The organism is Pinirhizobacter soli (assembly GCF_015905305.1).
GTDB lineage: Bacteria > Pseudomonadota > Gammaproteobacteria > Xanthomonadales > Rhodanobacteraceae > Pinirhizobacter > Pinirhizobacter soli.
In genome coordinates this window covers 2115840-2142095 of sequence record NZ_JADZLQ010000001.1, presented here as the reverse complement: position 1 = coordinate 2142095, position 26256 = coordinate 2115840, and the positions used below count along the sequence as shown (strand labels likewise).

At 65.8% G+C, this 26256-nt stretch carries 21 protein-coding genes; 13 read left to right on the top strand and 8 right to left on the bottom strand.

Going from position 1 to position 26256, the window contains the following annotated elements; translation table 11 throughout:
- Positions 1–9 precede the first annotated feature (9 nt).
- Positions 10–585, top strand: a complete 576-nt coding sequence (locus NDK18_RS09530) for a hydrolase (RefSeq protein ID WP_250627605.1) — start codon at positions 10–12, stop codon at positions 583–585.
- Here the strand turns inward: NDK18_RS09530 and thrC are convergent.
- From thrC to NDK18_RS09505, 6 genes are all read right to left on the bottom strand, one after another.
- Entirely contained in the window at positions 507–1865 is a 1359-nt protein-coding gene (gene thrC / locus NDK18_RS09525) for a threonine synthase (RefSeq protein WP_250627671.1), read from the bottom strand. The two genes, NDK18_RS09530 and thrC, sit on opposite strands and share 79 nt — an antisense overlap.
- A 5-nt stretch (positions 1866–1870) precedes the next feature.
- Complete coding sequence (locus NDK18_RS09520) at positions 1871–2821, bottom strand: homoserine kinase (protein WP_250624510.1); 951 nt, start codon at positions 2819–2821, stop codon at positions 1871–1873.
- On the bottom strand, positions 2818–3945 hold the full coding sequence (locus NDK18_RS09515) for a homoserine dehydrogenase family protein (RefSeq protein WP_250624511.1): 1128 nt from the start codon (positions 3943–3945) through the stop codon (positions 2818–2820). The genes NDK18_RS09520 and NDK18_RS09515 overlap by 4 nt, the downstream gene beginning before the upstream one ends.
- Before the next feature lie 106 nt (positions 3946–4051).
- Entirely contained in the window at positions 4052–4183 is a 132-nt protein-coding gene (locus NDK18_RS19325) for a hypothetical protein (RefSeq protein ID WP_284691483.1), read from the bottom strand.
- A gap of 72 nt (positions 4184–4255) precedes the next feature.
- Positions 4256–5248, bottom strand: coding sequence for an inositol 2-dehydrogenase (iolG, locus tag NDK18_RS09510; protein ID WP_250627604.1), 993 nt, complete (start codon positions 5246–5248; stop codon positions 4256–4258).
- Positions 5241–6104, bottom strand: a complete 864-nt coding sequence (locus tag NDK18_RS09505) for a MurR/RpiR family transcriptional regulator (RefSeq protein WP_250624513.1) — start codon at positions 6102–6104, stop codon at positions 5241–5243. Before NDK18_RS09505 ends, iolG begins: the two co-directional genes overlap by 8 nt.
- Before the next feature lie 174 nt (positions 6105–6278).
- Between NDK18_RS09505 and NDK18_RS09500 the strand changes: the two genes are divergently transcribed.
- The 8 genes from NDK18_RS09500 to NDK18_RS09465 are packed head-to-tail and all read left to right on the top strand — an operon-like array spanning position 6279 to position 16375.
- Positions 6279–7313, top strand: coding sequence for a substrate-binding domain-containing protein (locus NDK18_RS09500; RefSeq protein ID WP_250624514.1), 1035 nt, complete (start codon positions 6279–6281; stop codon positions 7311–7313).
- A 10-nt stretch (positions 7314–7323) separates the two neighbouring features.
- The gene (locus NDK18_RS09495) at positions 7324–8460 is read left to right on the top strand and encodes an ABC transporter permease (RefSeq protein ID WP_250624515.1); all 1137 of its coding nucleotides are present in this window, start codon (positions 7324–7326) and stop codon (positions 8458–8460) included.
- Positions 8461–8469: 9 nt separating this feature from the next.
- A complete protein-coding gene (locus NDK18_RS09490) occupies positions 8470–9258 on the top strand; it encodes an ATP-binding cassette domain-containing protein (RefSeq protein ID WP_250624516.1) in 789 nt (262 codons plus the stop codon).
- A gap of 31 nt (positions 9259–9289) precedes the next feature.
- Complete coding sequence (locus NDK18_RS09485) at positions 9290–11224, top strand: bifunctional 5-dehydro-2-deoxygluconokinase/5-dehydro-2-deoxyphosphogluconate aldolase (RefSeq protein WP_250627603.1); 1935 nt, start codon at positions 9290–9292, stop codon at positions 11222–11224.
- A complete protein-coding gene (gene iolD / locus NDK18_RS09480; protein WP_250627602.1) occupies positions 11221–13098 on the top strand; it encodes a 3D-(3,5/4)-trihydroxycyclohexane-1,2-dione acylhydrolase (decyclizing) in 1878 nt (625 codons plus the stop codon). Before NDK18_RS09485 ends, iolD begins: the two co-directional genes overlap by 4 nt.
- A complete protein-coding gene (iolE, locus tag NDK18_RS09475; RefSeq protein WP_250627601.1) occupies positions 13095–13997 on the top strand; it encodes a myo-inosose-2 dehydratase in 903 nt (300 codons plus the stop codon). The genes iolD and iolE overlap by 4 nt, the downstream gene beginning before the upstream one ends.
- A 22-nt stretch (positions 13998–14019) precedes the next feature.
- The gene (iolB, locus tag NDK18_RS09470; RefSeq protein ID WP_250624520.1) at positions 14020–14817 is read left to right on the top strand and encodes a 5-deoxy-glucuronate isomerase; all 798 of its coding nucleotides are present in this window, start codon (positions 14020–14022) and stop codon (positions 14815–14817) included.
- 28 nt (positions 14818–14845) lie between these two features.
- Positions 14846–16375, top strand: coding sequence for a CoA-acylating methylmalonate-semialdehyde dehydrogenase (locus NDK18_RS09465; RefSeq protein WP_250624521.1), 1530 nt, complete (start codon positions 14846–14848; stop codon positions 16373–16375).
- 13 nt (positions 16376–16388) lie between these two features.
- Here the strand turns inward: NDK18_RS09465 and NDK18_RS09460 are convergent, their stop codons facing one another.
- Positions 16389–18377, bottom strand: a complete 1989-nt coding sequence (locus NDK18_RS09460) for a bifunctional 2',3'-cyclic-nucleotide 2'-phosphodiesterase/3'-nucleotidase (RefSeq protein WP_250627600.1) — start codon at positions 18375–18377, stop codon at positions 16389–16391.
- 41 nt (positions 18378–18418) lie between these two features.
- Complete coding sequence (locus NDK18_RS09455; protein WP_250627599.1) at positions 18419–20353, bottom strand: alkaline phosphatase family protein; 1935 nt, start codon at positions 20351–20353, stop codon at positions 18419–18421.
- A gap of 107 nt (positions 20354–20460) precedes the next feature.
- Between NDK18_RS09455 and NDK18_RS09450 the strand changes: the two genes are divergently transcribed.
- The 4 genes from NDK18_RS09450 (at position 20461) to NDK18_RS09435 (ending at position 26183) form a co-directional block, all read left to right on the top strand.
- Positions 20461–22230 (top strand): alkaline phosphatase family protein, encoded by a 1770-nt coding sequence (locus NDK18_RS09450; protein WP_250624524.1) that lies wholly within the window; start codon positions 20461–20463, stop codon positions 22228–22230.
- 58 nt (positions 22231–22288) lie between these two features.
- Positions 22289–23344 carry a glycerophosphodiester phosphodiesterase gene (locus NDK18_RS09445; protein ID WP_250627598.1) on the top strand — a complete coding sequence of 352 codons (1056 nt, stop codon included), beginning with the start codon at positions 22289–22291 and terminating at the stop codon, positions 23342–23344.
- Positions 23341–24582, top strand: a complete 1242-nt coding sequence (locus NDK18_RS09440; protein WP_250627597.1) for a sterol desaturase family protein — start codon at positions 23341–23343, stop codon at positions 24580–24582. Before NDK18_RS09445 ends, NDK18_RS09440 begins: the two co-directional genes overlap by 4 nt.
- An 89-nt stretch (positions 24583–24671) precedes the next feature.
- Complete coding sequence (locus NDK18_RS09435; protein ID WP_250624528.1) at positions 24672–26183, top strand: amino acid permease; 1512 nt, start codon at positions 24672–24674, stop codon at positions 26181–26183.
- The last annotated feature ends 73 nt before the right edge of the window (positions 26184–26256 follow it).

Sequence of the window (26256 nt, the reverse complement as noted above, 5' to 3'; positions counted from 1 at the left end):
GGTAACGACATGGCCGACGACAAGCTCGACCCGGGCACGACAGCGCTGGTCCTGATCGACCTGCAGGCGGGCATCGTCCCTTTTGCAAAGGGACCTTACACCGGCGAAGAAGTGCTGACCCGTGCCGCTCGTCTTGTATCGCGTTGCCGGGACATCGGTATCCTTGTGGTGCGCGTGAGCGTGGGTTTCGCACCGGACTTCGCCGATGCCCTCAAGCAACCGGTGGATCAGCCCAACCCCGCGCGTGCACTGCCGGAGAACTGGTGGGCGGATCCTGAGGGGCTGCCAACCGCGGCGAACGACATCCGTATCACCAAGCGGCAATGGGGTGCGTTCTACGGAACGGAGCTGGATTTGCAACTGCGCCGCCGCGGTATCAAGGACATCATCCTTGGCGGCATCTCCACCAATATCGGCGTGGAATCCACGGCACGCTCGGCCTTCGAGCACGGTTATGGCCTGGTACTGGTGGAAGACGCGATGAGTTCGCACGAGGCCACTCATCATCAGTTTGCAGTGGAATCCATCTTCCCAAGGATCGGCCGCGTCCGCAGCACCGAGGCGGTGCTGGCCATGCTTGGTTGAAGCAACCACTCGCGCAGGGCGGCGTCTTCCGCGGCCATGGGCTCAGCATGGCTGGGCCGTTCAAGCATCGCCGCCAGCGCGTGGGGCACCGGCACGACGCGCGCTGCCAGTGGTTCCACGACAGTGTCGAACTTGGCCGGATGCGCCGTGGCAACGATCGTCCAGCGGCGCCGGTCGCCCGCTTGGGCCATGCGTTCACGGATCTTCATGGCGGTGGCGGTGTGCGGGCAGAAAAGGTAACGCGCTGCATGGCGGCCGATGACATCGGCGATCTCGGTGTCATCCACGGCCTCGGCGAATCCGGCCAACCGGGCTTCTTCCACGCGGCCGTGAGAGAGAGACATCAATCGCTCGAAGTTGCTGGGCGCCCCCACATCCATCGCATTGGCGAGCGTGGCGACCGCTTCACGCGGGCGATAAGCACCGCCTGCGAAGAAGTCCGGCAACGTGCGATTGGCGTTGCAGGCCAGGCGCACATCGCCGATCGGCAAGCCCATGGCCCGCGCCCATAGCGCGGCCAGGGCGTTGCCGAGGTTGCCGGTGGGGATCACCAGGTTGATGCGCATGCCAGTGGCTCGCCAGTGCGTCAGGGAAGCCTGGGCGTAGTACGTCATCTGCGGCAGCAGCCGCCCCAGGCTGATGCTGTTGGCGGAGGTGAGCGGCACCTGGCTGTTGAGCCAGGCGTCGCCGAGCGCCGCCTTGGCCATCCGCTGGCAGTCGTCGAATCGTCCGGCCACGCGCAGTGCATGCACGTTGCCGCCGAAGCAGCCGAGCTGGTGTGCCTGCCGTGCCGAGACGCGCCCGTCGGGATAAAGGATCACCACGCGCAGGCCCGGGCGGCCGTGGAACGCCGCCGCCACTGCCGCCCCGGTATCGCCGGAGGTGGCCACCAGCACGGTAAGTTCCCGTCCATCCGCGCGCGGCAGACGCGACATGCATGCAGCCAGGAACCGTGCGCCGACGTCCTTGAAGGCGGCCGTGGGGCCGTGGAACAGCTCCAGCACGTCGGTGCTGTCGTCGAACGGGACCACCGGCACCGGGAAGTCGAAGGCTTCGCTGCAGATCGCTCCCAGTGCAGGTGCCAGCGTGCTGCCATCGAAGAACGGCGCCAGCAGGCGCGTGGCGACGTCCGGGAGTGTCTGCACGCCATCGAAGCGGACGATGTCCAGGACAGGAAGCTCCTGCGGCACATACAGGCCGCCATCGGGTGCCAGCCCTGCGGCGATGGCTTCCTCGACGGTGGCCGCGGGCGAGGTTTGGCGCGTGCTCTCGAACAGCATCCGGCTCACGCGTGCACCACGTGCGCGGCCGGTCCAGCGATCGGTGCCACGAAGCGGTCGCTGTCCAGGCCCTCGGCGGCGAAGGCGGCCACCATTTCCGCCGCGGCTGCATGGGCGAGCGCCGCCGATTCAAACCACCCGAAGACGCTTGGGCCGGCGCCGGAGATGCTGGCGCCGAGTGCGTCGTGGTCGAGCGCGGCGGCCTTGACCCGCGCGAAGCCCGGGATCAACCGCGCGCGCCGCGGCTCCACCAGCACATCGGACAAGCCGGCGCGCACCAGGGCGGCATCGCCGCGATAGCAGCCGGCCAGCACCTGGGCCAGGTTCGCGCTTTGCGCGATGAACTCCCCCAGGCGGTAGTCGCCGCTCAGCGCGGCTCGCGCGACGCGGGTCTCCAGCACGAAGTGCGGATGCACCAGCGCGCAATGCCAGTGCGCAGGAACCGGGATCGGCACTAGACGCTCGGCTGTGGCCAGCACCAGGCCGCCCATCAGCATCGGGCCGACGTTGTCCCCGTGCAGGCCGCCGCTGGCCACCGCTTCGCCGTGCATGGCCAGCGGATACAGAGCATGGATGTCCAACGGTTCGTCCAGCAGCGCATTGCCAGCCACCAGTGCCGCCACGCAGCTGGAAGCGGAGCCGCCCATGCCCGAGCCCAGGGCGATGCCCTTGTAGAGCTCCAGCTCGAAGCCGAAGGTGAGTTGCAGCTTGTCGCGCAGCGCGATCAGTGCAGCGCCGGCGGTGTTCAGTGGTGCGTCGAGGGGCAGGTCGCGGAACACGCCGTCGATCAGCTTGATGCGCACCACCGGCTCGTCGATGCGGCGCACGCGGGCGCGATCGCCGGCGCCGGCCAGGGTATGGCCGAGGATGTCGAAACCCACGCCGACATTGCCGACGCTGGCAGGCGCGACGGCTTCGGCCTGGAGCAGGGAGGAGGGCAGCGATTCATGGTTCATGCGCATACGTTAGCGCCCAGCGAGCCTGCGATGCGCAGGATGTCGGTGAAGACGCCGGCCGCCGTCACTTCCGGACCGGCCCCGGGACCCTGCACGATCAACGGGTTGTCGCGGTAGCGGCGCGTGCAGAACTGCACGATGTTGTCGGTGAGCCGGGTGTGGGCAAAGGGATGATCGCGAGGCAGCACGACCAGCCGGACGCTGGCACCGCCTGCGCGGTCCAGGTGGGCCACGTGCCGCAGCACGCCATCGACCGCGCGGGCTTCGGCCAGCCGCGCTTCGAGCGGTGCGTCCAGTTCATCCATGCGCGCCATGAATTCGCCCGGCGCCACCGACTGCAGGCTGGCCGGGACCAGGCTTTCCACCTCCACGTCGTCAAGGGCCAGGGGCACTCCTGACTCACGCGCCATGATCACCAGCTTCCGGGCCACGTCCCGGCCGGAAAGATCATCGCGCGGGTCGGGCTCGGTGTAGCCCAGGGCATGCGCTTCGCGGACGCAGGCGGAAAACGGCGCGCTGCCGTCGAAGCGGTTGCATAGCCACGCCAGCGTGCCCGAAAGCATGCCGTCCACGGCCACCAGCTCATCGCCGGTGTCCAGCAGGTCGCGCAGGGTCTGCATCACCGGCAGGCCCGCGCATACCGTGGCTTCGAAGCGGAAGCGGGCATGGCCATCGTGCGCGGCCTCGCGGATGGCGCCATAACGGGCCAGGTCGCCGCTGCCGGCATGCTTGTTGGGGGTGACCACGTGGATGCCCTGGCGAAGCCAGCCGGCGTAGTGCGAGGCCACCTCGTCGCTGGCGCTGCAGTCGATGATGAGCGTCGGGAAGCCCTCGGTGCCCACGTAGCCGGCGAAAGCTTCAAGGTCCGTCGGGCGCCAGGTCTGCGCGCCGTCGTGGCGCTCGTGCATGGCCTCGTCGTCGACATCCAGCCACATGCGGCGGCTGGCGGCCACCGCGCGCAGGCGCAGGTCCAGGCGCATCGGCAGCAGGCGCGAGCGCGCGGCATGCAGTTGGGCGACCAGAGCGGTGCCGACCTTCCCCGGGCCGATCAGGCCGATATCCAGGCGTCTGACAGGTGCCAGTGACGGGGCGTGGCTTTGGAGGTGGATGGCCTGGCTGTACACGGGAATACCCTTCCTTTGAATGAAAGGCCCGTGTTCTTCGAAGGGGGGAGCGATCGCGCTTGCGGCCGTTCCCTTGTCGAGGGACGGGCCGTTGGCGATGAGGTTGCTAGTCGCGCGCGGGCTGCCGTCCGGTGACGGTAGTGGTCGTACCCGAGCCGGTCATCGCGCGCAACACGCGCGCCGCGGAACCGGTGGGCTCCGGGCGGCGAATGCTTGCGATGGCGGAAATGTTCGACATGGCTCGACGTTAGGTGCCGAGGCGGGCCTGTGTCAAGGCCCGGCGACTAGGCCGTTCGAGGTAAGGCTGGGGTCAAACGCTGCAGTCCAGTGCGCGTCCTTCGCGCCACGACTGCGTGGCAAGTTCGGCCAGTTCCAGCGCCTTCAGGCCATCGGCCACCGTGGTGCGCACCGGCGTGCCGGCCGTCAGGGCGTCGAAGAAGTGGGCGATTTCCGCGGCGTAGGCATCCCGGTAGCGTTCGAGGAAGAAGTGCTCGGGCAGGTCGCTGGAGATGTGCTTGCCGCCCCACGACACCACCTGCGTGGGTCGCACGTTGCCGGCCTGCAGCATGCCCTTGTCGCCAAGTACCTCGAAGCGCTGGTCGTAACCGTAGGCCGCGCGCCGCGAGGTGTTGATCTGGCAAATCCGCCCCTTGCGGGTACGGATGGTCACCGCCGTGGTGTCGATGTCGCCGGCCGCGGCAATGGCGGGATCGGACAGGCAGCTGCCGGTGGCATGGATCGACACCGCTTCATCGCCCAGGATCCAGCGGAAGATGTCGAAGTCGTGGATCAGCATGTCCTTGAAGATGCCACCGGAACCCTTCAGGTACGCCACCGGCGGGGCGCCGGGGTCGCGGCTGGTCACCACCAGTACTTCCGGCGTGCCGATCTCCCCGTCGTCCAGCCGGCGCTTCAGCGCCGAGAACGTAGGATCGAAGCGGCGCTGGAAACCGATCATGCAGGTCACGCCGGCCGCTTCCACGGCCGCTGCGCATTCGCGAGCACGCGCGATGTCCAGGTCCACAGGTTTTTCGCAGAAGATCGCCTTGCCTGCGGCCGCCGATCGCATCAGGAGGTCGGCATGGGTGTCCGTGGACGAGCCAATCACCACCGCGCCGATCGCAGGGTCCGCCAGCGCCTCTTCGACACTTGCCACACGGGCGCCGTGCGCATCGGCCAATGCCTGGGCCGAGGGGGCGTGCACATCAACCACATGGCGCAGCGTCGCGCCTGGGTGCGAGGCGACATTGGCCGCATGGATCTTGCCGATGCGACCTGCACCGAATACCGCTACCTCAATCATCGAACTCTCCTGGTTCACTGGTTTCTTCCACGTTCAATTGCAGCCGGTAGGCCAGGGCCACGAACAATGCCTGGCAAAGGCACATGGTGCTGGTGAGGCCGCGAAAGGCAAAGGCGCTGCCCTCGGCCACCTTCAACAGCACCGAGGCGCGCTGTGCCAGGGGGCCCAAGTCGCTCTCGGTGATCGCCAGCACCTTTGCCTGCCGCTCCACGGCCATCCGCACGCAGGTGAGTGTTTCCTTCCCATAGGGAGGAAAACTGATCGCGATCAACGCATCGCCCTTGCCGATGCTGCGGATCTGCTGTTGCTCCATGCCGCCCAGGCCGCTGATCAGGTGCACGCGCTTGGGCGTGTGCTGCAGCGCATAGGCGATGTAGCTGGCGATGGCGAACGAACGCCGCACGCCCACCACGTAGATATTCTCAGCCTCCGCAAGCAGGTCCACGGCTTTGTCGAAGCGCTTTTCGTCCAGGCCGTGGGAAAGCTCATCCAGGCCCGCGCGGCTGGCTTCGATGAAACGCGCGGCAATGGACGCCGCGGGCATCGGCTGGCTTTTGGCGATCACGCTACGGATACGTTCCTCGTAGCTGCGCGAGGGCGCGGTGCGCTCGGTGTAAGCGGCGCGGAACACCGCCTGCATCTGGGTGAAGCCGGAGTAGCCAAAGCGCTGGGCGAAGCGGACCACGGCCGACGGATGCACGCCGCAGCCCCCGGCGATCTCGTTCACACGGCGGACCATGATGCTGCCGCGGTGTTGCTCAAGATACCGGGCCACGCCCTGCAACTGGCGCGGCAAGGATTCGAAGTCCTCCTTGATGCGCTGCATGAGCTGGTCTACTTCATTGCGTTTGGCCACGGGGCCCTCCGTACTGACCGGCAAGATGAAAGCACGGAATGGAATGAAAATTCCATTTATTTCCATGTTGCAATGCAAGTTGCAATTGCGGTTGGAGCGAGCCTATGCTCGGCGGACCCCGGAGATGGCCGGCAAGAAGGCTAGTCGTCCCGGCAACCGCAAGCGGAGACAAGCATGCGCGTCACGAAACTTTCCACCATCGCGGCGGCATGGATGCTCAGCCTCGCGATGATTTCCCCGGTACGCGCCGATCCGGGCGAACGCTATGTGCTGGTAAGCCACGCGGCGGATTCCGATTCCTGGTGGAACACCGTCAAGAACGCCATTCGCCAGGCCGGCCAGGACTACGGCGTGGACGTGGACTACCGCAACCCGCCCAATGGCGACCTTTCCGACATGGCACGGTTGCTCGAGCAGGCCGCGGCGCGCAATTACTCGGGCGTCGCCTACGACGTGGCCGATATCGACGTGCTCACCAAGCCCGTGGCGCGTATCCGTGCCAAGGGCATTAATACCGTCACCATGAATTCCGGCACGCTGGAGCAAAGCCGCGGACTTGGCGCCATCATGCATGTGGGCCAGCCCGATTATGAAGCAGGCAAGGCGGCGGGCCTGAAGGCGAAGGCGGCCGGCGTTTCAAGCTTTCTTTGTGTCAACCACAACGCCACCAACCAGGCGCAGTACCAGCGCTGCAAAGGCTTCGGCGATGCCCTGGGGTTGAAGGACATCCGTTCTTCGATCCTGGATACCGGCGTTGATCCGACCGTGGTGGCCGCCAAGGTCGGCGCGTACCTGCGCAACAACCCCAAGACCCAGGCCATCCTGGCCCTGGGGCCAGATTCGGCCGAGCCGAGCGCGCAGGTGGTCCAACGCATGGGGCTGTCGGGCAAGATCTTCTTCGCCACCTTTGACCTTTCGCCGGGCATTACCGATGCGATCAAGAAGGGCAGCATCAACTTCGCGATCGACCAGCAGCCCTACCTGCAGGGCTACATCAGCATCGCGGCGCTGGTGATCGCCCACCGCGACCACACCACCGATCCGGTTCGCATCATCGCCACCTTGAAAGCCGACCCGAAATTCCAGGCGCGCCTGGCCGCGTACGGCTTGAAGCCCATCTACGGCGAGCGTGATATCGCCTCCGGCCCGGCATTCGTAACGAAGGAAAACGTCTCCCTCGTCGAAAAGTACGCCGGTCAGTATCGATAGGGACATCACCATGACTGTCATCGAAGAGACCCTGGGCATGAGCAAAGCAGGAGACGCCAGTCCCGACGAACGTGTTCGGCGCCTCACCGCATGGCATCTGCTGATGGGCCGGCCGGAGCTTGGCGCCATCGCTGGCGCCATCCTGGTATTCGGCCTGTTCGGCGTATTCGCCGGCGACTCGGGCATGTTCGCCATCGACGGCGTGATGAACTGGGCGCAGGTGGCCGCCTACCTGGGCATCCTGGCCGTGGGTGCTTGCCTGTTGATGGTGGGCGGGGAATTCGATTTGTCGATGGGCTCGATGATCGGCTTTGCCGGCGTCATGGTGGCTGCACCGGTGATGTACCTGGGTTGGCCCGCCTGGGTGGCGGTGATCTTCGCTTTCGCCGGTGCCATGGCGCTGGGTTTGCTCAATGGCTATCTGGTGGTACGCACGAAGTTGCCTTCGTTCATCGTCACCCTGGCCTTCATGTTCATCCTGCGCGGGCTCACCCTGGTGCTGTCCACGTATTTCGCCAATGGCACCATCATCTCAGGCGTGGGCGACCGCCTGGCCGACGATCCGATCGTGCGTACCCTGTTCGTCGGCAGTACCGGCGCGTGGATCTTCCACGGCCTGGCGTCGCTGGGGTGGATCGAGGTACTGGCAGGCGGCGAGCCGGTGGTGAATGGCATTCCCAAGGTGATCCTGTGGTGGGTGGTGCTGGGCGCCGTCGCGGCTTTCGTGCTGGCCCGCACCCGCGCGGGCAACTGGATCCGCACCGTGGGCGGTGATGCCAATGCCGCGAAGAACGTGGGCGTACCAGTAAAGCGGGTGAAGATTTCCCTGTTCGTGTTCACCGCCTTCTGCGCCTGCCTGTTCGGCGTGCTGCAGGTGGCGGACGTGGGTTCGGCCGCGGCCGACCGCGGCCTGCAGAAGGAATTCGAAGCGATCATCGCCGTGGTGATCGGCGGCACCCTGCTTACCGGCGGCTTCGGTTCGGTGGTCGGCGCCTGCTTCGGCGCGCTGATCTTCGGCGTGGTGCAGATCGGCATCTCGTTCACCAACATCAATTCCGATTGGTACCGCGTGTTCCTCGGCGCGATGCTGCTGCTGGCGGTGCTGTTCAACCATTACATCCGCGGCCGCGCCGCGGCTGGCAAATAGGGGCGCGCCATGGCCGACGACTTCATCCTCGAGCTGGATAACGTCAGCAAATACTTCGGCACGGTGATCGCGCTGAAGGATGTCACCCTGCGTTTGCGCCGCGGAGAGGTGCACTGCCTCCTCGGCGACAACGGCGCGGGCAAGTCCACGCTGATCAAGACCCTTGCCGGCGTACACCCGCCGAGCACGGGCCAGTACCGGGTGGACGGCAAGGCCTTGGCCTTCCGTTCGCCGCGCGAAGCGCTGGACATGGGCATCGCCACCGTCTACCAGGACCTGGCCCTGGTGCCCTTGATGAGCGTGGCGAGGAATTTCTTCGCCGGGCGGGAGCCGGTGAAGAAGCTGTTCGGCCTGCTACCGGTGATGGACATGGCCCACGCCAACGCCACGGCAGTCCAGAAGCTCGCCGACATGGGTATTGCCGTACGCGATGCCAGCCAGCTGGTGGGATCGATGTCCGGTGGCGAACGACAGTGCCTGGCGATCGCGCGCGCCATTCATTTCGGTGCGCGTGTACTGATCCTTGACGAACCCACCGCCGCGTTGGGCGTGAAGCAGAGTTGCAACGTGCTGAAGCTGATCCACACCGCCCGCGCCCGTGGCATCTCGGTGATCTTCATCACGCACAACGTGCACCACGCTTATCCGATCGCCGACAGCTTCACCGTGCTCAACCGCGGGCAGTCGCTGGGGACCTTCGCCAAGGCGGACATCAGCAAGGAAGCGGTACTTGAAATGATGGCTGGCGGATCGGAGATCCAGGGCCTGTTCGACGAACTGGAAGGCCGTGCGGCCTGATGCCACGCGCCCAATGATGGAAGAAACCTTCATGCTGCAAACCCCTACGGCTGCCCCCCGCGACTTCGACGTAGCCTGCCTCGGCCGCCTGGCTGTAGACCTCTACGCCCAGCAGATCGGTGCGCCGCTGGAAGATGCCACCAGCTTTGCCCGGTACCTGGGCGGGTCCTCGGCCAATATCGCCTTTGGCAGCGCGCGACTGGGCTTGCGTTCGGCGATGATTTCCCGTGTCGGCGACGATCACATGGGCCGCTTCCTTACCCGGGCCCTGCAGGCGGAGGGCTGCGACACCAGCCAGGTGTCGCGTGACCCGGAGCGCCTTACCGCGCTTGCCATGCTCGGCATCGAAGACCGCGAAACCTTTCCGCTGCTGTTTTATCGCGAGAACTGCGCCGACATGGCGCTGGACGAGCAGGACATCGACGAGGCCTTCATCGCCCGCTGCCGCGCGTTGGTGATTACCGGTACGCATTTCTCCACGCCGCGCGTGCATGCGGCCAGTACGCGTGCCATCGCCGCGGCGCGACGGAACGACGTCCGCACGGTGCTCGACATCGACTACCGACCGGTGCTGTGGGGCCTCACCGGCCGCGGCAACGGCCAGCAGCGGTTCATCGCCGCCGCGCACGTCACCGAGCATCTGCAATCGATTCTTCCGGGTTTCGACGTGCTCGTGGGCACCGAGGAAGAGTTCCATATCGCCGGCGGCAGCACGGACCTTATCCAGGCCCTGCGTGCCGTACGCGCGGTGACGCCCGCCTTGTTGGTGGTCAAGCGCGGCCCGATGGGCTGCAGCCTGGTGGAGGGCAATGTTCCTGGCGATATCGACGATGCACCCACCTGGCGCGGCGAACGCGTGGAAGTACTCAATGTGCTCGGTGCGGGCGATGCCTTCCTGTCCGGCTTCCTGGCTGGATGGCTGGGCGATGGCAACCTCGACCGCGCATGCACGCTTGCCAATGCCTGCGGTGCGCTGGTGGTGTCCCGCCACGGCTGCGCCCCGGCCATGCCCACGCGCGCGGAACTGGCGCACTTCCTGGATGCGGCCACGCGGCCGGAGCGCCCGGATCGTGACGACGTGCTGCAACACCTGCATCGCGTGAGCGTGTCGCGCAAGCCATGGCCGGATCTGCATGTGTTCGCCTTCGACCACCGCACGCAGTTCTTCGAGCTTGCCCGTGAGGTCGGCGTCGACGATTCCCGTGTGCCGCGGTTGAAGCAGCTGCTGGTACAGGCCGTGGCCACCGTTGAACGCCGGCAGGGCCTGGAAGGTCGCATCGGCGTACTGATCGACGACCGGTATGGCCAGGACGCCCTCAATGACGCCACGGGCCGCGGCTGGTGGGTCGGACGGCCGGTGGAACTGCCCGGCTCCATGCCGCTGGAATTTGAACATGGCCGTTCGGTGGGCACGGACCTGGTGTCGTGGCCCCGCGAGCAGGTGATCAAGTGCTTGGTGCAGTTCAACCCCGATGCTCCTGCCGAAGAACGCGTCGAACAGGAGACACAACTGCTTTCGCTGTGGCGTGCCGCCAGCGCCAGCGGTCACGAACTGCTGCTTGAAGTCATTCCGCCTGCGGGCGGCGTCGACCGCGTGCTGCGTTCGATGAAGCGCATCTATAACCTGGGCATCCGTCCGGAATGGTGGAAACTGTGTTCGGCGCAGCCGATGCCGTGGAAGCACATCGACGCACTGATCGCCGAACGCGACCCGTACTGCCGTGGTGTGCTTTTGCTGGGACTCAACGCCTCCTTCGACCAATTGCGTGAAAGCTTCCGCGAAGCGGCCACCGCCGACAGTTGCCGCGGCTTCGCCGTGGGCCGCACCCTGTTCATGGAGCCGGCGCGGGCATGGCTGGCTGGCGAGATCGGCGACGCCGCCTTGATCGAAGGCGCGGCGCTGGCCTTCGAACGCATGATTGGCATCTGGCGCGAGGCCCGCGAGCCGGCCAGGGTGAGCGCATGAAGGGCACCGTGCGACTGACCTGCGCGCAGGCGCTGGTGCGCTACCTCGCGGCGCTGCGCACACGCGACGACGACGGCGAACTGGTACCGCTGTTCGGCGGGGTGTTCGCCATCTTCGGCCACGGCAATGTGGCCGGGCTGGGCGAGGCGCTGCATGGCGTGCGCGATACGCTTCCCACTTACCGCGCGCACAACGAACAGGCGATGGCGCATACCGCGATCGCCTACGCCAAGGCGCACATGCGCCGGCGCATGATGGCCGTCACCAGTTCCATCGGCCCCGGGGCGACCAACCTCGTCACCGCTGCGGCCCTGGCTCATGTCAATCGGCTCCCGGTGTTGTTGCTGCCGGGCGATGTTTTCGTTTCCCGCGCGCCCGATCCCGTACTGCAGCAGTTGGAAGACTTCCAGGACGGCACCGTTTCGGTGAACGATTGCTTCCGGCCCGTGTCGCGCTACTTCGACCGCATTGTGCGGCCGGAACAGCTGCTGGTGGCCCTGCCACGAGCCATCGCCGTGCTCACCGATGCCGCGCTGTGCGGACCGGTAACCCTGGCCTTGCCGCAGGACGTGCAGACCGAGGCCTACGATTACCCGGCGGATTTCTTCGAGCCACGCGAGGTCGCCTTCCGCGCCGTACCGCCTGCGGTTGACGAACTCGATGCCGCGGTGGCGATGCTGCGCCGGGCCAGGCGTCCGGTGGTGGTGGCCGGCGGTGGCGTGCTCTATGCCCGCGCCAGCCACGCCTTGCAGCAATTCATCGAGCGGCATGGCGTGCCGGTTTGCGAAACGCAGGCAGGGAAGGGCGCCTTGCCCTGGAACCTGCCATTGCAACTGGGGCCTGCCGGTGTAAGCGGATCCACGGCGGCGAACGCGATGATTTCTCAGGCCGACCTCGTCATCGCGCTGGGCACGCGTCTGCAGGATTTCACCACCGGTTCGCAGGCACTGATCGGCGATACGCCGGTGCTGGGCATCAACGTCAATATGATCGATGCGATCAAGGCTAACGGGGCTCGCCTCGTGGCCGATGCCCGGCTGGGCCTGGAAGCCCTCGGCGATGCCCTGGACGCCTGGAGCGCCGACGAGGCATGGACAAGCCAGGCGCTGCGCGCTGCCGACGAATGGCGCGGCATCGTGCAGGACGTTACCGGTCGCCGCGTGCCGCCGGAAGGCCGGCTTCCCTATGACGGGGAAATCATCGGCGCCGTGCAATCCTCAGCGAAGGATTCGCCTGCGCAGGACATCGTGGTCTGCGCTGCCGGCACCCTTCCGGCGGAGTTGGAAAAGCTCTGGCGTACCAGCGTGCCCGGTGGCTACCACATGGAATATGGCTATTCGTGCATGGGCTATGAGATCGCTGGCGGCCTTGGGGTGAAGATGGCCCATCCCGACCGCGAGGTGGTCGTGATGGTCGGCGACGGCAGCTACCTGATGATGAATTCGGAAATCGCCACCTCCGTGATGCTCGGCGCGAAGCTCGTCATCGTGCTGCTGGACAACCGTGGCTACGGTTGCATCAACCGCCTGCAGCGCGCTTGCGGCGGCGCTGCGTTCAATAACCTCTTCGATGATTGCGTGCAGGGTCCGCAGGGTGCGCCGCGCATCGACTTCGCCGCGCATGCCCGCTCACTGGGCGCACTGGCCGAGCACGTGGACAACCTTGACGGCCTGCGCGATGCGCTCGCCCGTGCACGCGCCGCCGACCGCACCTATCTCGTCAGCGTCGACACCGATCCGGACCGCACCACCGACCAGGGCGGCGCATGGTGGGAAGTAGCGGTACCGGAAGTCTCCACCCGCGGCGAAGTGCGCGATGCCCGCGCCGCCTACGAACAGGCATTGACTCAGCGCCGCGAAGGAACGCGCCCATGAACGACATCCGCATCGGCATCAACCCGATCTCCTGGAGCAACGACGACCTGCCCTCCCTTGGCGGGGAAATCCCCCTGGCCACCGCACTGGAGGAAGGCCGCCGGATCGGCTACGAAGGCTTCGAACTGGGCAACAAGTTTCCCCGCGAGCCGCAGGCACTGAAGTCGCTCATGGCCGGCTACGGCCTGGCTGTGGTGTCCGGTTGGTATTCCGGGCGGCTGGCCGAGCGCTCGGCAGAGGAAGAAATCGCAAGCGTCGAAAGCCACCTGGAGCTCCTGGCGGCCAATGGCTGCAAGGTGATGGTGTACGGGGAAGTGGCACACGCCATCCAGGGCGAGCCCGTGGCGCTGTACCGCCGGCCTCAATTCCGCGGCCCCGACGCCTGGAAGCGCTATGGAGAGAAGCTCGACACTTTCGCGCGCTACACGCTTTCGCGTGGCGTGCGGCTGGCCTACCACCATCATATGGGCGCCTACGTCGAATCGCCGGGCGATGTCGATCGCCTGATGGCCAACACCGGTGCCGATGTCGGCCTGTTGTTCGATACCGGCCACGCCTTCTTCGGCGGCGCCGATCCACTGGATCTGCTCGAACGCCACATCGACCGCGTCTGCCACGTGCACTGCAAGGACGTGCGTCCGTCGATGGTGGCGATGTCGCGCAACCGCCAATGGAGCTTCCTGCAGTCGGTGTTGAATGGCGTATTCACGGTACCGGGCGACGGTGCGATCGACTTCGCCTCGATCATCGGCCGGCTGCGCCGCCACGGCTACCGCGGCTGGCTCATCGTCGAGGCCGAACAGGACCCGGCCGTGGCGCCGAGTTACGACTTCGCCGACAAGGGCTACCGCACGTTGCGTGGCCTGCTTGGCGACACCCCCACCCATGAGGCGGCCTGAGATGGCCGCGGGAGCCTAAGGCATGAGTTTGCTGGTGAAGGCGCGCGCAGACGGGCGCGACATCGTCGAAGTCACCCCGGCATCGGCAGGCTGGACCCACGTGGGTTTCCGAGCCGTGCGCCTGGGTCCTGGCGATACGTTCGAGACGGATGTTCCCGCCGGCCGCGAAGCGTGTTTCGTGGTGCTCGAGGGCATCGTCGACATCGTCGCGGGTGACCAGGGCTGGACAGGCCTGGGCACCCGCAGCAGCGTCTTCCAGGATCGCCCGACACATGCGGTATATGCCCCGCCGGGCACCCGGGTACGGATCGTTGCCGACGTGGTAAGCGAGATAGGCATCGCCTCGGCCCCGGCCAAGGGCGGCCTTCCGGTGCGGCTGATCCACCCCGACGGCATGCGCAGTTCGGTGCGTGGCGCGGGTAACAACACGCGTTACGTGTGCGACATCCTGCCAGAAACCGAAGCTGCCGAATCGCTGCTGGTGGTGGAAGTACGTACACCCGCGGGACATTCTTCCAGCTATCCGCCGCACAAGCACGACACCGATGCCGTGCCTGCGGAGAGCGTGCTGGAAGAAACCTACTACCACCGCCTGGATCCGCCGCAGGGCTTTGCCTTCCAGCGCGTCTACACCGATGCGCGCGACATCGACGAATCCATGGCAGTGGGCAACCACGATGTGGTGATGGTGCCTCGCGGCTACCACCCGGTGGTGATGCCACACGGCTACAGCGGCTACTACCTCAACGTCATGGCCGGCCCGCGCCGGGCCTGGCATTTCAAGAACGATCCCGACCACGAATGGATGCTTGCGCGCTAGCCCAAGCGCGTGTACTGGAGAACCGCCCATGTCTGCCCAACCCCACCACGAGCCCAACGTGATCCGCACACGCCACTTCATCGCAGGCGCCATCGTCGACGGCCACGCCGCCCGACATGCTCCGGTGTTCAATCCGGCTACCGGCGAAGTGGCCTCCACTGTAAGCCTTGCCGATGAGCAGGACGTCGATGATGCCGTGCGTGCCGCCGACGCTGCCTTTCCCGCCTGGGCCGCGGAGCCTCCGCTGAAGCGTGCGCGCGTGATGTTCCGCTTCAAGCAGCTGATCGAACGCGACATGGACATCCTTGCCGGCGCCATCGTGCACGAGCACGGCAAGGTGTTCGACGATGCGAAGGGCGAGGTGGTGCGCGGCCTGGAAGTGGTGGAATACGCCTGTGGCATTCCGGAGCTGCTGAAGGGCGAATACACCGAACAGATTGCTCGTGGCATCGATGCCTGGACCATGCGCCAGCCGCTGGGTGTGTGCGTGGGCATCACGCCGTTCAATTTCCCGGCGATGGTACCGATGTGGATGTTTCCCATGGCCATCGCCTGCGGCAACACCTTCGTGTTGAAGCCCTCCGAACGCGACCCGGGCACGGCGCTGCTGCTGGCCGGCCTGTTGAAGGAAGCTGGCCTTCCCGACGGCGTATTCAACGTGGTGCAGGGCGACAAGCTGGCGGTGGATGCGTTGCTTGATCATCCGAAGGTGCGTGCGGTGAGCTTCGTCGGCTCGACACCGATCGCCGAATATATCCATGCCCGCGCCGCGGCCAACGGCAAGCGCGTGCAGGCCTTGGGCGGTGCCAAGAACCACATGATCGTGATGCCTGACGCCGACCTTGACAAGACGGTCGACGCCTTGATGGGCGCCGGTTACGGTTCGGCGGGCGAACGCTGCATGGCGATCTCGGTGGCGGTGGCCGTGGGCGACGAAACCGCCGATGCCCTGGTGGCGAAGCTGGCACCGAAGGTGCGCGCGCTGCGCATCGGCAACGGCATGGACCAGGGCATGGACATGGGGCCGGTGATTACCGGCGTTCACCGCGATCGTATCGAGGGTTATATCGGCCAGGGCGTCGTCGAAGGCGCCACCCTGGTTGTCGATGGCCGTGGCCATCGCGTCGACGGCCACGAAGGCGGATTCTTCGTCGGCGGTACGTTGTTCGACCACGTCAGCCCATCGATGTCGATCTACCGCGACGAGATCTTCGGCCCGGTGCTATGCATCGTGCGCGCGGCCGACTTCGCCAGCGCCCTGGCCCTCGTCGACGCCCACGAGTACGGCAACGGCACGGCCATCTTCACCCGCGACGGCCACGTCGCTCGGGAATTCGCCCACCGCGTGCAGGTGGGCATGATCGGCATCAACGTGCCGATCCCGGTACCGATGGCCTTCCATAGCTTCGGTGGCTGGAAGAAAAGCCTGATGGGTGATCACCACGCGCATGGCCCGGAAGGCGTGCGCTTCTACACGCGGCAGAAGGCCATCACCCAGCGCTGGCTGGCGTCGGATGTGGCCTCAGGCGCGCAGTTCTCGATGCCAACCCACAACTGAGCGCTGGGTCGGATCAGCGACCCAGGTCGATGCGGTAGACGGCGGTGCCATCGCCGTTGTCCTTCAACTGCTTCACGCGCAGGCCGGCCGCCGTGGCAATGCTTTCCTTGCCACTGGCGGAAGTGAACACCAACGGGCCCTTCACCTTGACCGGCACGAAATGCCACGAGGCCTTAGGCACGTCGGTCGCGGTGAGGTTTTTGTGGGCCTGGATCCACTTCACCACTGCCTCGCGGTTGCCGTCCGGTGCCGCCAGGGCGATGTTTTTACCATCCAGGCCCGGGAAATTCCCGCCGCCGCTGGCACGGTAGTTATTGGTGACGACGAAGAACGGATCGCTGTCCTTGACCGGCTTGCCACGGTAGGTAAGGTGGCCGATACGCGAACCTTCAGGCTTGGTCACGTCGATGGTATAGGCCAGGTCGCCCTGCATCTGGTCGAAGTTGTAGCCGACGAAGCGCGTGTTGATAAGCGCCTGCTCGCCGTCCTTTGCCGGGTCGATGCGGTTGAAGCGCCCGGCTCCATGCTCCAGCCATGCGCGCACGCCGGCGCCGTCCGTCTTCACCGCGGCCAGTGTGTTGGGATAGAAGTAAAGGTCGGCTGCATTGCGGATGGTCAGCGAGCCGGCAGGTACGTCGGTGTAATCCTCCGGGCCGCCGAAGCCGGTGCGGAAGGATGCCGCCGCCGAGATCACGGGAATGTCCTTCCATTCCGGATGCTCGCGGTCAAGCTCGTGGCGGGCGTAGTCGCGCTGGGCTGCATTGACCACGGCCAGCGCGCTCATGTCCCCGACATCGGCAAAGTAGGTGGACATGCGATGGTCGCTATTGCCGATCGGCGTGTTCACGTAGGCCACGGCAGCCTGGTGCACGTCGTGCACGAGCGGTGCGATTTCCGGGTCGGGTGCCACGCACTCGTTCTTCTTCGGGCAGATCGGGCGGACCTGGCTCATCGTGGTGCTGCGATCGACCACCCAGTGGCCGCTGCTCCAGGTCAGGGCCAGTTTGATCACGCCCAGGTCCTTGCCGAAGAAACCACCCATCACCGCCGGAACGCCGCGGACGAAGCCACGCTTGGCGTCAACGTCCTTCATGCCCTCGTAGCGCGGCCCGGGGAATTCGGTGTGCGAGTGGCCCAGGAGCATGGCGTCGATGCCCGGCACGCCGGCCAGGTACCAGCCGCCGTTTTCCATGTCCGGCGTATATGGCGCCGTGTTCAGGCCGCCATGCAGGATGGCGATGACGATGTCCGGGTGCTGGGCGCGAAGCTCCGGCACGTAACGCTGCGCGGCTTCCACGACACCGGTGACGGTGACCTTGCCATCGAGGTTCTGCTTGTCCCATTCCATGATGGGCGGCGGTGCGAAGCCGATGATGCCGATCTTCAGCGGCACCGAAACCTTGCTTCCGTCGGCCGTGTAGGCGGTGACCATCTTGTCCACGACCGCCCAGGGGCGGAACAGCGGCTTGCCGTCACGGGCACTGAAGACGTTGGACAGCACGATGGGGAAGTGCGGACCGGCACAATGCTTCGGCGATGCGCCTTCGACGTTCATGCCGCCGCCGGTGACCTGCGAGAGAAACGGCAGGCCATAGTTGAACTCGTGATTGCCCGACGTCCCGCCGTCGTAGCCCATCGCGTCCATGGCCTTGTAGATGGCCAGTTCCTCGCCGCAGCCCACGGGCTTGACCATGGCCTGGTAGTCGGCAAGCACGGTGCCCTGGATGGTGTCGCCCGAATCGAACAGCACCGTATTGGGGAATTCCGCGCGGGCATTCTTGATCAGGGTGGCCACGCGCTCGTAGCCCAGCGTGGGGTCGTCCTTCTGCTTGTAGTAGTCGTAGCTGAGGATGTTCGAATGCACGTCGGTGGTTTCAAGGATCGCAAGATCCGCCCGGGCGCCATCCACCAGCGGTTGCACCGGGAGCTTCACGGCGGATTGGGGCGCGCAGGCGGCAAGCAGTGCGCAGGCGAGCAACGCCATCGGGAATTTGTTCGACATCTCTAGACACCGGGAATGCGGGAAGGGAAAGGATAACCAAACTAGTCGCGCGCGGCCTTGGCGCGGTCGAAGTAGGTCCAGGTATGGCCGTCGAGCGTAAGATCTTTCATGTACAGCACCGGGCGGTAACTGCTGCTCGCCGCCTGGCTGCCGTCGATGCGCCGGACGGTGAGGCCATGCAGGGGCTCGGCGGCTTCTTCGCGCGGCGACAGCCGGTAGGCGGAAGCATCGCGTGCCAGCTTGCCGGTGAGCGCCTCGGCGAGCACGCGGCCCTGGGCCTTGGGCAGGCTGATGCCCATGATGGCCGCTACTGTGGGAGCGAGGTCCACATTGCCGCTGGGCAACGCATCGCGGAATCCTTCGCGGAAACTCGGACCATGGGCCACGAAGGTGTTGTGGACGTCCACCGGGCTGAAGCTGCCGTGCATGCCGCGTTCGGTCGACATGCTCGAATACAGCGTGCCGGGGAAACCTTGAACCACGGCGTCGGCGTTGTAGTCGTAGCTCAGCACCACGTCGGGGCTGTCGCGCCCAGCCAGGTGCACCATGTCCAGCGGGAAGGTGCCGGGCAGGTGGCCGTAACGGCGGTCGACGAAGATCACACCGATCGGTTCCTGCGCCTGCAGGTAGCGTACGGCGCGCGCCACCACCGCCTTGTCGTGTGCGGGCTGGTAGAGATATTCGCTGCCGCCGTTGGGGGCCAGCACGAAAGCATCGCCCGGGAGTTTGGCGGGCATGCGGTAGGCCGGCGTGGTGTACGGGCCGGGCTTGCCGCAGATATGACCATCGTCGTCGTAGCGCGTGGGCTGGGCCTGGCTGCCATCGGCGCGGATGCCCGACTGCACCGGGGAATAAACGCAGCCGACGCCGTCGAAGGCCTTGAAGCCGCCGCGCGTGAGCAGATCCGCCATGCGCACGCCACCGGACACCGAGAACCCCCATTCCGGATCGATGCCGGCCATGCGTCCATCGTTGATGGCGCGCAGCGGAAAGAGGTCGGTGGGACCTGCGATATTGCTGTGGCCATGGTCGGACACCACGATCAGGTCGGTGTCCTCATCCATGTGCAATGACTTGAGCTTCTCCAGCAACTGGCCAAGCAAGGCGTCCTGCGCCTGCACGGCAAGGTGATAGTTGGGCGAGCCCGGTCCATAGATGTGCTCGGTGGAATCGGGGTTGCGCAGCCACACCACCGAGATGTCGGGCTTCTTCTGCGGAAGGATGTACTCCAGGTACACCTTCATAAGCCAGGCGTTCGATGTCGTCGGCGGTGCACCGGCGGCATCGGAGGCATCGCTGGACACGCCGTCTTTCAGCGTGACCGTGGGCAGCTGCGCGGTGGGCGTGCCATTGTCCGGCTCAAGCGCCAGTGCGCCGTCGTAGGCGTTGGGCGTGTTGACCGGCAGTGGGTAACCGGCTTTTTCCAGTTCGCGGGCGAACGTCAACGGCATCGCCACGTTTTCATCCAGCACCACGCCGCCATGGTGGACGTCCTGCAGGAAGGCAGGGCCGGATTTGCCCACGGCGGCCGTCGTCAGTCCGCGCTTGCGCGCCGCCTGCAATAGCGTCTGCACCGACATCACGGCGTGGCCGTCCCGGGCGTCCAGGTCGCTCAGGATGGCGTAGTCCTCGGTAAATACCGGGATCGAGAAATCCACCGGAGCGCCCTTGGCGTCGCGGCCCTTCGTATCGGGTGCCCAGAAGCGGTTGCCGTAGAAGCCGATCGTCCCGGGGAAGGCACCAGTGGCGAAGCTGGAGGCATTGACCATGGTGAAGGTGGGGTAGGTGGCGTGGTTGTCGCCGAAGAACGTGCCCTCCTTCACCAGTGCCGCCAGGTTCGGCGTGTCGCTTTGGGTGATGGCGTCGGGCCGCATGCCATCCCATACGAAGACGATGACCCGGTGGGCGGGAGCAGCATGCACGGTTCCGGCAGCGAGGGCGGCCAGGCAAAGGCAGCGGCGGAGAAGGCGGGTCATCGACGTCATGCGGTCTGGGCGTGGGAAGGGGAAGAGGACATCATCGCTCGCATTTGTTTCATTGTGCCAACGTTCTATCATCGCCTGTCCCTTGCCGTGGATGCGTTATGAAGCCGTCACCCCGCCTCGCCCGCCTGTCCCACGGCGCATTCGCCGTCGCCCTGGTGGCGATGGCTGGATGTGCGGCCACGCGGTCCGGCACCACGCCGACGGCGGACCCCAAGCCCCTGCCAGCCGGTTTGGCTTCCGCCATCGACGTTCCGGTGATTGCGCGCCCGGGTGGCGAGACACCGGCATGGTGGTTCCGCAATGGCGCCGCGGAGGCCGCGCGGATCGCCGCCCAGGCGCATTCGCAAGGCCAGCGCGCGAAGAACGTGATCGTGTTCCTCGGCGACGGCATGAGCATCCCCACCATCGCCGCGGCGCATGTGCTTGCTGGCCAGCAAAAGGGCGTGGACGGCGAAAGCTATCAACTGTCCTTCGAGAAATTCCCGTACTCGGCATTGAGCCGCACCTACGAAACCGACCAGCAGACACCCGATTCGGCCGGCACCATGACCGCCATCATGACCGGGGTGAAGACGCGCGCCGGCTACATCGGCATATCGCAGGTGCCGCGCCGCCAGGATTGCGCCGGCTCCCGCGGCCAGGAGCTCGTTACCGCCCTGGAACTCGCCGCCGCCGCAGGCATGGCCACCGGCGCGGTCACCACCACGCGCATCACCCACGCTACGCCTGCAGCCACCTATGGCCACCTGCCGGAACGCAACTGGGAAGTGGACAGCGAGATACCCACCGCGGAACGGGCCAAGGGTTGCAAGGATTTCGCCGCCCAGCTGGTGGACTTTCCCATAAGCCACGGACTTACCGTGGCCATGGGCGGTGGCCGTAGTGCCTTCATGCCCAAGTCCATGCCGGATCCGGAGTATCCGCAGAAGAGCGGCCAGCGCGCCGACGGCCGCGACCTCATCGCCGAGTGGAAGGCGCGCCATCCCGATGGGGCTTACGTCTGGAACGAAGCGCAGCTCAAGGCTCTGGACCTTTCCCGCACGCCGCGCGTGTTGGGCCTGTTCGAGCCTTCGCACATGAAATTCGAGCACGACCGGCCCAGCGACGTGGGCGGCGAGCCGAGCCTTGCCGAGATGACCTCCAGCGCGATCAAGGTGCTTTCGCAGAACCCGAACGGTTTCTTCCTGATGGTGGAAGGCGGCCGCATCGACCATGCCTTGCATGCCGGCAATGCCTACCGCGCGCTCACCGAGACCATCGCCATGGCCGATGCGGTGCAAGCGGCGCTGGACCATACCGACGCTGCCGACACGTTGATCATCGTCACCGCCGACCATAGCCATACCATGACCTTCGGTGGCTATCCCGCGCGCGGCAATCCGATGCTGGGCCTGGTCCGTGGCATGACCGACAGCTACGACGATGAAGCGGAGGCGGGCATCGCGCACGACGCCACCGGCAAGCCCTACACCACGCTCAACTTCGCCAATGGACCGGGTTACACCGGCGCCAGCAACGAGCAGCCTGAGGGCAGCAAGCGCTTCCCCCACAACCCGAAAACGATGATGCCGGCCACGAAGGGCCGGCCAGACCTCTCCACCGTCGATACCGGCCATCCTGACTACATGCAGGAAGCGCTGGTGCCGCTCAAGAGCGAAACCCATGGCGGCGAGGATGTCGCCATCTTCGCCAGCGGACCGGGCGCGGCCGCCTTCCACGGCGAGATCGAGGAAAACTCCATCTTCCACGTGATCGTGCAGCACGCACCCACCCTGCGCGCGGAGTTGTGCAAGCTCGGCAGCTGCGATGCCAACGGCGTGCCGGTGAATCGGCCAAGCTACCAGGACTGGCTGCACGAGGCCCCTTGAGATGCGCCTCTTTCCCGTTTTCATCGCTATGCTTGTGCTGAACCCGGGAGCCGTGAGCATGGCGTCGACCTTTCATCCTGGCCAGCCCATCGCCAGCCGCGTACTGGTGATCGGCCATCGTGGTGCCAGCGCGCTGCGGCCGGAGCACACGCTTGCCTCCTACGCCAAGGCGATCGCCGACGGTGCGGATTTCATCGAGCCGGACCTGGTAAGCACGCGCGATGGCTTCCTGGTGGCGCGGCACGAGAACGAAATCGGCGGCACCACGGACGTTGCCTCACATACTGAATTCGCTTCGAGAAAGACCACCAAGATTATCGACGGCAAGCCCGAGTCTGGCTGGTTCACCGAAGACTTCACCCTGGCCGAACTGAAAACCCTGCGCGCGCGCGAGCGCCTGCCAGAGCTGCGCGGTACCGCCTTCGACGGGCAGTTCCAGTTGGTCACCTTCGACGAGATCATCGATTTCGTCGCTGCGGAATCGGCCACGCTTGCCCGGCCCATCGGCATTATTCCCGAGATCAAGCATTCGACTTACTTCGCGCAGCTGAAGCTGCCGATGGAAGACAAGGTGCTTGCTGCGATCGATGCGCACGCGTACACGCGGTCGGCTCCCGTGGAGATCCAGAGCTTCGAGGTGGCGAACCTTCGGTATCTGCGTGGCAAGCTTGGGAAAACCCATCCCAACGTGCGCCTGCTGCAGCTGATGGATGCCGGCGACGAGAAACCGTGGGATGAGGCCGCGCGCGGCGGCAGCCTTACCTATGCGGGAATGATGACGCCGACGGGCCTTGCTGCGGTGCGCGAGTACGCTGATGCCATCGGTCCGTCCATCCGCAGCCTGATCCCCCTGGATGCCGACGGGAACCTGGGCATACCCACGGCGCTGATCGACGATGCGCATCGCGCGGGGCTTGAAGTCCATCCCTATACCTTCCGGCCGGAAAATCATTTCCTTCCGAAGGATCTGCGCGGCCCAGGCGCGGATGCCGCCCGTCACGACGAAGGCTCGATCACCGAAATGCGCAGGTTCCTGGCTGCCGGCATCGATGCCTTCTTCACCGACGACCCGGCGCTCGGGCGCAAGGCCGTGGACGGGCACACCACGCCATGAATACGCAAGAAGCCATCATCAGCTTGGCTACGCCGGTGTTCTTCCTGCTGATCGCCATCGAATGGCTGGTGGCGCGGCACCGGGGCGAGGTGGCCTATCGGGGCAACGATACCGTGGCCAGTCTCGGCCTCGGGGTGATGTCGCAGATCGTTGGTGTGTTCACCAAACTTTTTACCATTGGTGTTTACGCGTGGGTCTACCACCACGCCGCGTTGCTGCACCTGCCCGGCGACAACGTGCTGGTGTGGGTGGGAGCGTTGTTGGCCTATGACTTCCTCTACTACTGGCTGCATCGCGCCGGGCACGAAGTGAACATCCTGTGGGCCGCGCACGTGGTGCATCACCAGAGCGAGCAGTACAACCTGTCCACCGCGCTCAGGCAGACAGGCTCCGGCTTCCTGCTGGGCTGGCTGTTCTATCTGCCCCTGGCCATCGTGGGCGTGCCGGTGGAAGTGTTCGTGGTGGTGGCACTGATCGACCTGCTGTATCAGTTCTGGATCCATACCGGCCAGATCCGCAAGCTCGGCTGGTTCGACCGCGTGTTCGCCTCACCCTCCAACCACCGCGCCCACCACGCGGTGAACGACCGCTACCTGGATCGAAACTACGGCGGCATCCTGATCCTCTGGGACCGCATGTTCGGCAGCTTCGTCGAAGAAGACGACCGCGACCCGCCGGTGTACGGCACGCGCTCGCCGCTGCGCAGCTTCAATCCGCTGTGGGCGAATGCGGAGGTTTACTGGGCCACCGCGCAGGATGCCTGGCATGCCCGGCGCTGGCGGGACAAGCTGCAGGTATGGCTGCGGCCGCCCGGCTGGCGGCCGGCGGATGTAGCCGCGCGGTTCCCGAAGTCGGCGTTCGAGATCCGCCGTGAAGTCTACGATCCGCCGATCGAGCCCTACCTGGCCTGGTACGCGCTGGCCCAGTTCGCCGTGCTGCTGGGCCTGGCCGTGCATTTCCTGCAGCTGGCACCCACGGCATCGCTGGGCACGCTCGCCGGTTACGCCGCCTACCTGACGGCGAGCCTTTGTGTATTGGGCGCCCTGTTCGACGGCCATCGCATGGCGCCGTGGCTGGAAGGGCTGCGTCTGGCGGGCACCGCGGCCTTCGTGGTGGCGGTGCGGCGCTGGTTCGGGGTGGAGGCGTTGCCCATGCCCTGGGTGGCGGTGGCCTGCCTGGTGGCCGCGTCGAGTGCCGTGTGGCTTTTCCTGCCAAGGCGTCGTCCAAGCCTGTCGTAACGGTCGTAAAAAGCCGGCTTCCCCGTCGGATCCGGACGACAGCCGGCCGCCATTCGCTATGATCGCGGCCGGACCACCTGGAAGCGCCCATGACCCTGATGAACCGGATCCTCCGCCACAAGACGGTGGAGCAGCTGCAAGCGGAAGTTGGCCAGCGCCGAGATTTCCGCCGCGTCCTTGGCCTTTGGCAGCTCACCGCCATCGGCATCGGCGGCATCATCGGCGTGGGCATCTTCGTGCTGGCCGGCCAGCAGGCGGCCCTCAACGCCGGCCCCGCCGTGGCGCTGAGCTTCATCATCGCCGGCTTCGGCAGCGCCTGCGCCGCGCTGTGCTACGCGGAGTTCGCAGGGTTGATCCCGGTCACCGGCAGTGCCTACACCTACGGTTACGCGGTGCTTGGCGAGGGTGCGGCCTGGATCATCGGCTGGGACCTCCTGCTCGAATATGCCCTGGTGGTGGCCGTGGTGGCCATCGGCTGGTCCGGCTACGTGCAAGTACTGCTGCAGTCACTGTTCGGCGTGGTCCTGCCGGTATGGGCGCAGAAGAGCATGAGCGCCGACACCATGTCGTACTACGTGCAGCAGGCCATGGGCACGGTGGGCTGGCATAGCGCGCATCCGGTGGCAGGCCCCAGCGATGGCCACCGGTTCAACGTGATCGCCGCGGGCATCAGCCTGGCCGTGGCCGTGCTGCTGTCGGTACGCACCGAATGGGGCGCCCGCTTCAATACGGTCATCGTTGCCATCAAGGTGATCGGCGTGATGCTGGTGATCGGCGTGGGCGTGTTCTACATCAACACCGCCAACTGGCATCCCTTCGTGCCTGAGCGCGTGCTCGACGCCACCGGGGCAGGGCACTTTGGCTGGTCGGGCGTGCTCACCGGCGCATCGGTAGTGTTCTTCGCGGTCTTCGGTTACGACACGCTCACCACGGCCGCCGAAGAAGCCAAGAATCCGCAGCGCGACCTTCCGCGGGCGGTGCTGCTTTCGCTTGCCGTGGCGATGGCGCTGTACATCGCCGTGTCGCTGGTGCTGACGGGCGTGGTTCATTACTCGCAGCTCGGTGGCGAAGCCTCCGTGTCCGATGCCTTCAACGCCATCGGCCTGCACTGGTTGTCCAACGTGATCGCCTTCGCTGCGGTGGTTGGCGTGATCAGCGTGCTGTTCGCCTTCATGCTGGGCGCGGCGCGCATCTGGTTCGCGTTGTCCCGCGATGGCCTGCTGCCGGCATGGTTCGCCCATGTGCACCCGCGCTACGGCACGCCTGCCCGTCCCACCATGATCCTTGGCGTGTTCACTGCGATCGTCGCGGGCCTGCTGCCGATCGGCGAGGTGGCGGAACTAGTGAACATCGGCACCTTGAGTGCGTTCATCCTGATCTGCGCCTCGGTGATGGTGCTGCGCGTGCGCAAGCCCGATCTCAAGCGCAACTTCCGCACGCCGGCAGTGTGGGTCGTGGCGCCACTGGGCATTTTGTTTTCCCTGGCCTTGATCTATGGCCTGCCCTGGATCACCTTCGAGCGCTTCATCATCTGGATGGCGCTGGGCCTGATCGTGTATTTCGCCTACGGCATCAGGCATAGCAAGCTCAATCGCCGATAAGAAAACGGCCGCGAAAGCGGCCGTTTTCCCCATGTGCCTGGCTTGCCCCGCGACGCGGCGCGCTGGCGAATTT